The organism is Pseudomonas sp. P65(2024) (genome assembly GCF_057480955.1).
Genome location: NZ_JBLIYX010000002.1, coordinates 359808 through 371587 on the forward strand (window position 1 = coordinate 359808; position 11780 = coordinate 371587).

The 11780-nt window shown below is 64.5% G+C and carries 6 protein-coding genes; 5 read left to right on the forward strand and 1 reads right to left on the reverse strand.

The features are described 5' to 3' along the window. Positions 1-53 precede the first annotated feature (53 nt). Positions 54-2057, reverse strand: a complete 2004-nt coding sequence (locus AC25MA_RS04340) for a BCCT family transporter (RefSeq protein WP_028688419.1) — start codon at positions 2055-2057, stop codon at positions 54-56. 479 nt (positions 2058-2536) lie between these two features. On the opposite strand from AC25MA_RS04340, the gene betI reads away from it, so the two are divergent. The 5 genes from betI to mscK all read left to right on the forward strand — a co-directional run bounded on the left by betI (position 2537) and on the right by mscK (position 11726). Continuing rightward, complete coding sequence (gene betI / locus AC25MA_RS04345; RefSeq protein ID WP_028688420.1) at positions 2537-3193, forward strand: transcriptional regulator BetI; 657 nt, start codon at positions 2537-2539, stop codon at positions 3191-3193. A gap of 38 nt (positions 3194-3231) precedes the next feature. Further along, complete coding sequence (betB, locus tag AC25MA_RS04350; RefSeq protein ID WP_062362587.1) at positions 3232-4704, forward strand: betaine-aldehyde dehydrogenase; 1473 nt, start codon at positions 3232-3234, stop codon at positions 4702-4704. 76 nt (positions 4705-4780) lie between these two features. Then, a complete protein-coding gene (gene betA, locus AC25MA_RS04355; protein WP_028688422.1) occupies positions 4781-6478 on the forward strand; it encodes a choline dehydrogenase in 1698 nt (565 codons plus the stop codon). A 164-nt stretch (positions 6479-6642) separates the two neighbouring features. Beyond that, positions 6643-8385 carry a potassium/proton antiporter gene (locus AC25MA_RS04360; protein ID WP_088852232.1) on the forward strand — a complete coding sequence of 581 codons (1743 nt, stop codon included), beginning with the start codon at positions 6643-6645 and terminating at the stop codon, positions 8383-8385. 35 nt (positions 8386-8420) lie between these two features. Continuing rightward, positions 8421-11726 carry a mechanosensitive channel MscK gene (gene mscK, locus AC25MA_RS04365; RefSeq protein ID WP_084941999.1) on the forward strand — a complete coding sequence of 1102 codons (3306 nt, stop codon included), beginning with the start codon at positions 8421-8423 and terminating at the stop codon, positions 11724-11726. Positions 11727-11780 lie beyond the last annotated feature (54 nt).

Genomic DNA, 11780 nt, shown 5'->3' on the forward strand with positions numbered 1-11780 from the left:
ACGACAAGGGCCCGGCGCTTTCACGCCAGACCCCTGCCTGTTACCGCTCACGATCAGCTGTAAACACGCCCCAGCAGCTGACGGTGGCTCTCGAACTGATCCAGCACGTCACGCACGATCTGCTCGCGGGTGAAGCCCATCAGGTCGTACTCCTGGCTGCCATCGTGCAGGTACACCTCGGCACGGTAGAAGCGCTGACGCACTTCCGGCTCGCCCTCGACCGGCGCCTCGCTCGGCGCGGCCATGTAACCGTCCAGGCTGGCTTCGTAGACGAAGGGGTTACCCTCTTCCATCATCACCCGCAGGCCCATCATGTTGCGTGACTGGCCAACACGGGTCTCGACCTCGAAGCCCAGGGTGCGAAGCTGCTCGGCGGCCTCTTTCAGCGCCGGGCTGACCTGCTTGTCCATGAAACGCTGGACCACGGCCTGGGTCGGTTGCAGGTCCAACTGGCTCAGGCGCTCGCTGAAGCCGCGACGGCCACGGGCGGCCAGCTCGGCGCGCTCGCTCTCGACCGCGACGTCCTGCTTCATGGCCTTCATCAGACCGAACATGAACAGCACCAGGACCACCGAGAACGGCAGGCCGGCCAGTACCACCATGGTCTGCATGGCCTCGAAGTTACCGGCGAACAGCAAGCCGATGGTGACCAGGGTGATGACCACCGACCAGAACACCACCATCCAGTGCGGGGCGTCCTCGTCGACCTTGCCGCCTTTGCACGACAGGTTGGCCATCATCACTGCGCCGGAGTCGGCGGGAGTCAGGAACAGCACGAAGCCGACGAACACGGCTACACCGATGACAATCTTGGCGGCCGGGAAGAACTCCAGCAGCTGGTAGATCGACATCGACGGCTGTTCGAGCGCCGTCTTGCCCAGCTCCACCGCACCCTGGTTGATCACCAGGTCCAATGCGGTGTTACCGAAGATCGACAGCCAGGCCAGGGTGAAGCCCAGGGGGATCAGCAGCACGCCGCTGACCAGCTGGCGCACGGTACGGCCCTTGGAGATACGGGCAATGAACATGCCGACGAACGGGCCCCAGGAGATCCACCAGGCCCAGTAGAACACGGTCCACAGGCCCAGCCAGCGCTCGGACTTGTCGTTGTCGCCTTCATAGACGTACAGGTCGAAGGTCTTCAGCACGACACCGTTGAGGTAGTCGCCGATGTTCTGCACGAAGCCGTTGAGCAGGTGCAGGGTATTGCCGGCCAGCAGCACGAAGATCAGCAGGCCGCTAAACAGCAGGATATTCAGGTTGGACAGGCGACGGATACCGTTCTCCACGCCCGACACCGCGGCCACGGTGGCAACGCCCGCCATGACCAGGATCACCACCAGCAGGTTGGTCTTGCTGTGGTCCATGCCGAACAGGTACTCCAGGCCCGAAGCCACCTGCATCGAACCGATACCGAGGTTGGTCACCAGGCCCAGCAGGGTGACGAACATGCCGAAGATGTCCACGGCATGACCGGCGCCACCCTTGACCCAACGCTCACCGACCAGCGGATAAAGCGCCGAGCGCAGTGCCAGCGGCTGGTTGTGACGGTAGGCGAAGTAACCCACGGCAAGCCCCACCAGGGCGTAGATTGCCCAGCCGTGCAGGCCCCAGTGCAGGAAAGTCAGCTGCAGGCCCTGGCGCGCGGCCTCGAGGCTGGCCGGGGTGCCCTCGGGTGGGTTGAAGTAGTGGTCCAGCGGCTCGGAGGCGCCGAAGTACAGCAGCGAGATACCGATGCCCGAGGAGAACAGCATGCCGGCCCAGGCGCCGTAGCTGAAATCGGGGGTGTCGTCCTTGCCGCCAAGCTTGAGCTTGCCGAAATCGGAGAAGGCCAGGTAGACGACGAACAGCAGGTAACCGCAGATCACCAGCATGTAGTACCAGCCGAAGGTACGGGTCAGCCATTTCTGGGCAACGCCCAGCGCCTGGCCGGCGGCTTCGGGTACAGCAATCAGCAGGGCAGTCAGAACGAGGATCATCAGCGCCGAGGTGTAGAACACCACGCGGTTGACCCGTACCCGCTCGGCGGGAGGCTTTGTCAGGGAGGCAGAACTCATTGCACGAATGCTCCGGGCAGTGCGGCAGTGGAGGCTAAACAGTTATTTCCCGCGCAATTGGTGCAATAGCCCTACTACGCAAGGTGTTATAAAAGGCACCTGGAAACCGTGATCCCGAATCGAAACGCTGCAAAAAATACAGACCGGCCGTCTGTCGCCTTGCCACGCACTCAGCAGAAGGTGCGCGCATTCGCCACAGACCACCTGGCCCGCTCCAAGGGCCGACCGCGCAGTCCATGACCGCTCGGCAGAATCTGTCCTTTGCATCGCTCATGCCCGTCAACGCCTTGTATTCCGGGGGTTACACGATTTCCTGGGGTGTCGATTCGTGTCCCTTTGACGGCCTGAAAAACTGTCAATGGCACAAATTGTCGCAGAGCTTATTCTTTATTGATTGAACGTTCAATCAAAACAAAATAGACTGGCCTTCGCCGAGGCAGCCGCTCGTCGTCTGCCCGCAGGCCTGAGGAGATAGCAAGATGCCCAAGGTCGGTATGCAACCCATCCGCCGCCAGCAGTTGATCGAAGCCACCTTGCAGGCGGTCGATCAGGTCGGACTGGGCGATGCCAGCATTGCGCTGATTGCCCGTTTGGCCGGCGTGTCGAACGGCATCATCAGTCACTACTTTCAGGACAAGAACGGCCTGATCGCAGCGACGATGCGCCACATCATGAACATGCTCAACGAGGGTGTGATCGCGCGTCGTCAGGCACTCACGGACGACAGCCCGCGTGCCCACCTGAAGGTGATCATCGAAGGCAACTTCGATGCGAGCCAGGTGAATGGCCCGGCAATGAAAACCTGGCTGGCCTTCTGGGCCTCCAGCATGCACCAGCCGTCTTTGCACAGGTTGCAGCGGATCAACGATCACCGTCTGTATTCCAACCTGTGCTGCCAGTTCCGCCGCGTCCTGCCGCTCTACCATGCGCGCAAGGCTGCCCGCGGGCTGGCGGCCCTGATCGACGGCCTGTGGTTGCGTGGCGCCCTGTCGGGTGATGCATTCGACACCGACCAGGCGATACGCATCGCTTACGAATACATGGATCTACAACTGGCGAAACAGCAGTCCCTGGGCACAACCGACCAGGCCTCTGAACAGCCGCGCGCAGCGACCAGCCAACCGGCAGGAGCGTGACGCGGCAGCCAACCACACACTGCACTTGCGAGGACACTATGGCCCGTTTCGGAACGCAAAAACTCTACATTGATGGCGCTTACGTCGACGCTGGCAGCGACGCCACCTTCGAAGCCATCAACCCGGCCACCGGCGAAGTCCTCGCCCATGTGCAGCGCGCGACCCAAGCCGACGTCGAAAAAGCCGTCGAAAGCGCCGAGCGCGGCCAGAAAATCTGGGCCGCGATGACCGCCATGCAGCGTTCGCGCATCCTGCGCCGCGCCGTCGACATCCTGCGCGAGCGCAACGACGAGCTGGCCATGCTGGAAACCCTGGACACCGGCAAGTCGTACTCCGAGACCCGCTACGTCGACATCGTCACCGGCGCCGACGTGCTGGAGTACTACGCAGGCCTGGTACCGGCCATCGAAGGCGAGCAGATCCCGCTGCGCGAATCGTCCTTCGTCTACACCCGCCGCGAGCCGCTGGGCGTGACCGTCGGTATCGGCGCCTGGAACTACCCGATCCAGATCGCCCTGTGGAAATCCGCCCCGGCCCTGGCCGCCGGCAACGCGATGATCTTCAAGCCGTCGGAAGTCACCTCGCTGACCACCCTGAAACTGGCCGAGATCTTCACCGAAGCCGGCCTGCCGAACGGCGTGTTCAACGTCCTGACCGGCAGCGGCCGCGAAGTCGGCACCTGGCTGACCGAGCACCCGCGCATCGAGAAAGTCTCCTTCACCGGCGGCACCACCACCGGCAAGAAAGTCATGGCCAGCGCCTCCAGCTCGTCGCTGAAGGAAGTGACCATGGAACTGGGCGGCAAGTCGCCACTGATCATCTGCGACGACGCCGACCTGGACAAGGCCGCCGACATCGCCATGATGGCCAACTTCTACAGCTCCGGTCAGGTCTGCACCAACGGCACCCGCGTGTTCATCCCAGCCTCGATGAAAGCCGCCTTCGAAGCCAAGATCGCCGAGCGCGTCGCCCGCATCCGTGCCGGCAACCCGGAAGACGAGAACACCAACTTCGGCCCGCTGGTCAGCTTCCAGCACATGGAAAGCGTGCTGTCGTACATCGCCAAGGGTAAAGAAGAAGGCGCCCGCGTACTGTGCGGCGGTGAGCGTCTGCTGGACGGCGACTTCGCCAAGGGCGCGTTCGTGGCCCCGACCGTGTTCACCGACTGCACCGACGACATGACCATCGTCAAGGAAGAGATCTTCGGCCCGGTGATGAGCATCCTCAGCTACGAGACCGAGGAAGAAGTCATCCGTCGCGCCAACGACACCGAATACGGCCTGGCCGCCGGCGTCTGCACCAACGACATCAGCCGCGCGCACCGCATCATCCACAAGCTCGAGGCCGGCATCTGCTGGATCAACGCCTGGGGCGAGTCGCCGGCGGAAATGCCGGTTGGCGGTTACAAGCAGTCGGGCGTCGGCCGTGAGAACGGTGTCAGCTCGCTGGCTCAATACACTCGCATCAAGTCGGTCCAGGTCGAGCTGGGCGGCTACAACTCGGTTTTCTAAACCCCGTTTAGCCACGCCCGTGCCTTCGCGCACGGGCGCTTGCGCTCCCTGACCACCGCCAACGAGGGTACTTTTCATGTCCCAAGAATTCGATTACATCATCGTCGGTGCCGGCTCGGCCGGTAACACCCTGGCCACCCGCCTGACCGAAGACGCCAGCGTCACCGTGCTGCTGCTGGAAGCCGGTGGCCCCGACTACCGCTTCGACTTCCGCACCCAGATGCCGGCCGCCCTGGCCTTCCCGCTGCAGGGCCGTCGCTACAACTGGGCCTACGAGACCGATCCGGAGCCGTTCATGGACGGTCGCCGCATGGAGTGTGGCCGCGGCAAGGGCCTGGGTGGCTCCTCGCTGATCAACGGCATGTGCTACATCCGCGGCAACGCCATGGACTTCGACGGCTGGGCGGAACTGCCGGGCCTGGAAGACTGGACCTACCTGGACTGCCTACCGTACTTCCGTAAAGCCGAAACCCGCGACATCGGCCCGAACGACTACCACGGTGGCGACGGCCCGGTCAGCGTGGCCACGCCGAAAGCCGGCAACAACCCGCTGTTCCACGCCATGGTCGAAGCCGGCGTGCAGGCCGGTTACCCGCGCACCGAAGACCTCAACGGCTACCAGCAGGAAGGCTTCGGCCCGATGGACCGTTCGGTGACCAAGAACGGCCGTCGCTCCAGCACCGCCCGCGGCTACCTGGACCAGGCCAAGAAACGCCCGAACCTGACCATCGTCACCCACGCCCTGACTGACCGCGTGTTGTTCGACGGCAAGCGCGCCGTCGGCGTGACCTACCTGGTCGGTGACAGCGAAGAGCGTGTCGAAGCCCGGGCGCGCAAGGAAGTCATCGTCAGCTCCGGCGCCATCGCTTCGCCGCAGCTGCTGCAGCGCTCCGGCGTCGGCCCGCGCGCACTGCTGGAAAGCCTCGACATCCCGGTGGTCCACGACCTGCCAGGCGTCGGCGAGAACCTGCAGGACCACCTCGAACTGTACCTGCAGTACGCCTGCACCCAGCCGGTGTCGCTGTATCCGTCGCTGCTGTGGTGGAACCAGCCAGCCATCGGTGCCGAGTGGCTGTTCAACGGCACCGGCATCGGCGCCAGCAACCAGTTCGAGGCCGGTGGCTTCATCCGCACCCGTCCTGAATTCAAGTGGCCGAACATCCAGTACCACTTCCTGCCGGTAGCGATTAACTACAACGGCTCGAACGGCGTGAAAGAACACGGCTTCCAGGCGCACATGGGTTCCATGCGCTCGCCAGCCCGTGGTCGCATCCAGGCCAAATCGAAAGACCCGCGCCAGCACCCAAGCATCCTGTTCAACTACATGTCCACCGAGCAGGACTGGCAGGAATTCCGCGACGGTATTCGCCTGACCCGCGAAATCATGGCCCAGCCGGCGCTGGACCCGTACCGCGGTCGCGAGATCAGCCCAGGCGCCCACGTGCAGACCGACGAAGAGCTGGACAAGTTCATCCGCGAGCACGCCGAAACCGCCTTCCACCCATCCTGCTCGTGCAAGATGGGCACCGACGACATGGCAGTGGTCGACGGCGAAGGTCGCGTGCATGGCATGCAGGGCCTGCGCGTGGTCGACGCCTCGATCATGCCGCTGATCATCACCGGCAACCTCAACGCCACCACGATCATGATCGCCGAGAAGATCTCGGACAAGATCCGTGGCCGCAAGCCGCTGCCGCGCAGCACCGCCAAGTACTACGTGGCCGGCGATGCACCGGTGAAGGGCAAGCCGATGCGTGAAGTGAAGCAAGCGTAAGCCTGCTGCGGCAACACAAGAAAAGGCACCTCTCGAGGTGCCTTTTCTACATCTGCAGAAACGCTTTACAGCCTGCCAATTCATCAGGTTAGAATCGATTGGCACGCGACCTGCTAGTTCATGCTTCCAGGTCCCTTCCCCCGCGATATCCCGGAGTACCACCTTTGGATGCGAGCACCATCAACAGCCTGTTCCTGATCGGCGCTTTACTGGTGGGCGCAAGCATCCTGGTCAGCTCGCTGTCATCGCGCCTGGGCATCCCCATTCTCGTCATCATCCTCGCGGTCGGCATGATTGCCGGGGTCGATGGTGGCGGCATCATCTTCAACAACTACCCGACCGCCTACCTGGTGGGCAACCTGGCACTCGCCGTGATCCTGCTCGACGGCGGCCTGCGCACCCGGGTGGCGAGCTTCCGCGTGGCGCTGTGGCCGGCCCTGTCGTTGGCCACGGTCGGCGTGCTGATCACCACCGGCCTGACCGGCATGGTCGCCGCCTGGCTGTTCAACCTGAACCTGATCCAGGGCCTGTTGATCGGCGCCATCGTCGGCTCCACCGATGCCGCGGCGGTGTTCTCGCTGCTCGGCGGCAAGGGCCTGAACGAGCGGGTCACCGCCACCCTGGAGATCGAGTCGGGCAGCAACGACCCGATGGCGGTGTTCCTCACCGTCACCCTGATCGACATGATCGCCAGCGGCCAGACCGGCCTGCACTGGAGCCTGCTCACCCACCTGCTGCGCGAGTTCGGCATCGGCGGGCTGATGGGTCTGGGCGGCGGCTGGCTGATGCTGCAACTGGTCAATCGCATCAACCTGGCCAGCGGCCTGTACCCGATCCTGGTGGTAGCCGGCGGACTGGCGGTGTTCTCCCTGACCAACGCCCTGCACGGCAGCGGCTTCCTGGCCGTGTACCTGTGCGGCCTGGTGCTGGGTAACCGGCCGATCCGCAGCCGCCACGGCATCCTGCACATGCTCGACGGCATGGCCTGGCTGGCGCAGATCGGCATGTTCCTGGTGCTCGGCCTGCTGGTCACGCCCCACGACCTGCTGCCCATCGCCCTGCCGGCCCTGGGCCTGGCGCTGTGGATGATCCTGGTGGCCCGCCCGCTGTCGGTGGTGGCCGCCCTGCTGCCGTTCAAGGCCTTCCATGGTCGCGAGAAAGGCTTTATCAGCTGGGTCGGCCTGCGTGGCGCGGTACCGATCATCCTGGCGGTGTTCCCGCTGATGGCGGGGCTGCCCCAGGCCCAGCTGTTCTTCAACCTGGCCTTCTTCATCGTGCTGGTGTCACTGCTGGTGCAAGGCACCAGCCTGCCGTGGATGGCCAAGCTGCTGAAGGTCACGGTACCGCCGGACCCGGCGCCGATTTCCCGCTCCGCACTCGAAGTGCACGTCACCAGCGAGTGGGAGCTGTTCGTCTACCGCCTGGGCGCCGAGAAATGGTGCATCGGCGCCGCCCTGCGCGAGCTGAAGATGCCCGAGGGCACGCGCATCGCCGCCTTGTTTCGCGGCGAGCAACTGCTGCACCCATCGGGCAGCACCGTGCTGGAAGTCGGCGACATGCTCTGCGTGATCGGCCACGAACATAACCTGCCGGCGCTGGGCAAGCTGTTCAGCCAGGCACCACAGCGTGGCCTGGACCTGCGTTTCTTCGGCGACTTCGTCCTCGAAGGCGACGCCGAACTGGGCGCGGTGGCCGCGCTGTATGGCCTGAAACTCGATGGCCTGGACGCGAACATGCCGCTGGCGCAGTTCATCCGACAGAAGGTCGGAGGCGCGCCAGTAGTAGGCGACCAGATCGAATGGCACGGCACGATCTGGACCGTCGCGGTCATGGACGGGAACAAGATCCAGAAAGTGGGCGTCAGATTCCCCGAAGGTACCCGCCCCGGACCCGGGCTGTTCCTCTAAACTCCGATTTGCCGCGTAACACAAGAACTCTGCCTATGTCCCTGCGTGACCATTGCCGCGCAGCCCTGCTGGGGCTGTGCCTGACCCTCTCGTTCGCCGCCGGCGCGGTGGAAGTCCCGACCACCCCGGGCATCCAGAGCAGCCTGAGCAAGATCGCCGAGCGCAAGCTGCCGGAAACCGAGCAGAAAGCCGTGCAGCAGGTGCTGGAGCAGACCCTGGCGCTGCTCAACGCCCGCGACGACAGCGAAAAGAAGCTCGAAGCCCTCAAGCAGCAGCTGGCCGGCGCCCCCCAGGAGATCCGCGACAGCCAGCGCGAGTTGATCAAGCTCAAGGCCAGCACCACCCCGCCGGTGGCGCAGCGCTACGCCAGCCTGACGGTGCCGCAGCTCGAGCAGATGCTCAGCGAACGCAGCACCCAGCAGGGCGATCTGCAAAAGGCGCTGTCCGAAGCAAACAGCCTGATCATCAATGCGCAGACCCGTCCTGAACGCGCCCAGGCCGAGATCAGCGGCAACCAGATGCGCGCCCAGCAGATCAACAGCAGCCTCAAGAGCGGCAAGGACAACGGCAAGGCGATCAACGCCGACCAGCGCAACCAGCTCAACGCCGAGCTGGCCTCGCTCAACGCGCTGACCCTGCTGCGCCGCCAGGAACTGGCCGGCAACAGCGTGCTGCAGGACCTGGGCAACGCCCGCCACGACCTGCTGATCGAGCGCGCCACCCGCCTGGAGCAGGAAATCCAGGACCTGCAGACGCTGATCAACGAAAAGCGCCTGGCCCAGTCGCAACAGGCCGTCACCCGCCAGTCGATCGAGGCGCAGAAGGCCGGCGGCAGCAACCTGTTGGCCACCGAGAGCACCGCCAACCTGCAACTGTCCGACTACCTGCTGCGCAGCACCGATCGCCTCAACGAGGTGACCCAGCAGAACCTGCGTACCAAGCAACAGCTCGACAGCCTCACCCAGGCCGACCAGGCCCTGGACGAACAGATCAACGTGCTCAAGGGCAGCCTGCTGCTGTCGAAGATCCTCTACAAGCAGAAGCAGGCCCTGCCGCACCTGAAGCTTGACCGCAACCTGGCCGACCAGATCGCCGATATCCGCCTCTACCAGTTCGAGATCAACCAGGAACGCGAACAGATGAGCAGCCCGTCCACCTATGTGGACAAGCTGCTGGCCAGCCAGCCCGAGGAAGATGTCACCCCGCAACTGCGCAAGGCCCTGCTGGAAGTGGCGATCACCCGCAGCGACTTGCTCGAGCGGTTGAACCGCGAGCTGTCGGCGCTGCTCAACGAATGCATCACCCTGCAGTTGAATCAGAAGCAACTGCTGAGCACCGCCCAGAACCTGCGCACCACGCTGGAAGAACAGATGTTCTGGATCCCCAGCAACAAGCCGCTGGACTGGCAATGGCTGCGCGAGGTACCCGAGCGCCTGACCACACAGGTGGCCAGCCTGCCCTGGGGCGCGGGCATCAAGGAGCTGGCGGACGGCCTGGTGCAACAGCCGCTGCTGTTCCTGCCGCTGATCCTGGTGATCGGCGCCCTGCTGTGGCGGCGCAAGGCGCTGTACCGACGGCTGGGCAAGGTCCACCAGGACATCGGCCACTTCAAGCGCGACAGCCAGTGGCACACGCCCCAGGCGATCCTGATCAACATCCTCCTGGCCCTGCCGGTGGCCCTGGCCCTGACCCTGGGCAGCTACGCCCTGCAGCTCGATGCCCGCGGGCAGAACGCCAACCTCGGCGCCGCCCTGTGGCAGATCGCCCAGGCCTGGCTGGTGTTCTACACCGCCTACCGTATCCTCGCCCCGGGCGGCGTGGCCGAGATCCACTTCCGCTGGCACAAGCCGCAGGTCGAGTTCCTGCGCGGCTGGGTGCGCCGGCTCGGCACCGTGGTGCTGGCCCTGGTCGGCGTGGTGGCGGTGGCCGAACACCAGCCATCGGCCCTGGCCGAGGACGTGCTGGGCATCGGCGTGGTACTGACCTGCTACGCGCTGATGGCCTGGCTGCTCAGCCGCCTGCTGCTGAGCAGCCCGGCGCACCGCAACACCTCGCTGTTCCGCAAGGCCGTCGGGGTGGCCTTCACCGCCCTGCCTATCGCCCTGTTCGTGGCGGTGTGCTTCGGCTACTACTACACCGCCCTCAAGCTCACCGACCGGCTGATCTACACCCTCTACCTGCTGCTGTTCTGGCTGGTGATCGAGGCCGCATTCGTGCGCGGCCTGTCGGTGGCGGCGCGGCGCCTGGCCTACCAGCGCGCCCTGAGCAAACGCCAGGCGGCCAAGGAAGGGCTCGACGGCGAAGTGGTGGTCGAGGAGCCGACCCTGGACATCGAGCAAGTCAACCAGCAGTCCCTGCGTCTGATCCGCCTGGCCCTGCTCGGCGGCTTCATCGGCGGGCTGTACTGGGTCTGGGCAGACCTGATCACGGTATTCGCCTACCTCAACAACATCACCCTCTACGAATACAGCAGCGGCACCGGCGCGGCGGCGAGCATGGTACCGATCAGCCTCGGCGACCTGCTCGGCGCCATGGTCATCGCCGGCATCGCCGTGGCCCTGGCCAGCAACCTGCCGGGCTTGCTCGAGGTGCTGGTGCTGTCGCGCCTGAACCTTGCCCAGGGCAGCGCCTACGCCATCACCACGCTGCTGTCCTATGTGATCGCCGGCGTCGGCATCGTCAGCACCCTGGCCACCCTCGGGGTCAGCTGGGACAAGCTGCAATGGCTGGTGGCGGCCCTGTCGCTGGGCCTGGGCTTCGGCATGCAGGAGATCTTCGCCAACTTCATCTCCGGCATCATGATCCTGTTCGAGCGCCCGGTGCGCATCGGCGATACCATCACCATCGGCAACCTGTCCGGCACGGTGAGCAGGATCCGCATCCGCGCCACCACCATCACCGACTTCGACCGCAAGGACATCATCGTCCCCAACAAGACCTTCATCACCGGCCAGCTGATCAACTGGTCGCTGACCGACACGGTCACCCGGGTGACGCTGAAGCTGGGCATCGACTACGGCTCGGACCTTGACCTGGTGCGCGACCTGCTGCTCAAGGGCGCCCACGAGAACCCACGGGTGCTCAAGGATCCGGAACCGCTGGTGTACTTCCTCAACTTCGGCGAAAGCTCGCTGGACCACGAGCTGCGCATGCATGTGCGCGACCTGGGCGACCGCAACCCGACGCTGGACGAGCTGAACCGCTATATCAACCGGGAGTTCAAGGCGCACAACATCAAGATCTCGGTGCGCCAGGTGGAGGTGTTCCTCATGGACCCGAAGAACGGCAAGCAGCAATTGATCCCGATGGACGGCAAACCGGACAGCACGCCGCCGAGCTGAGTGGACTACGACAGGCATGCCCTCCAGAATGCAGGCGAGGGCTTTGCCCTCGAT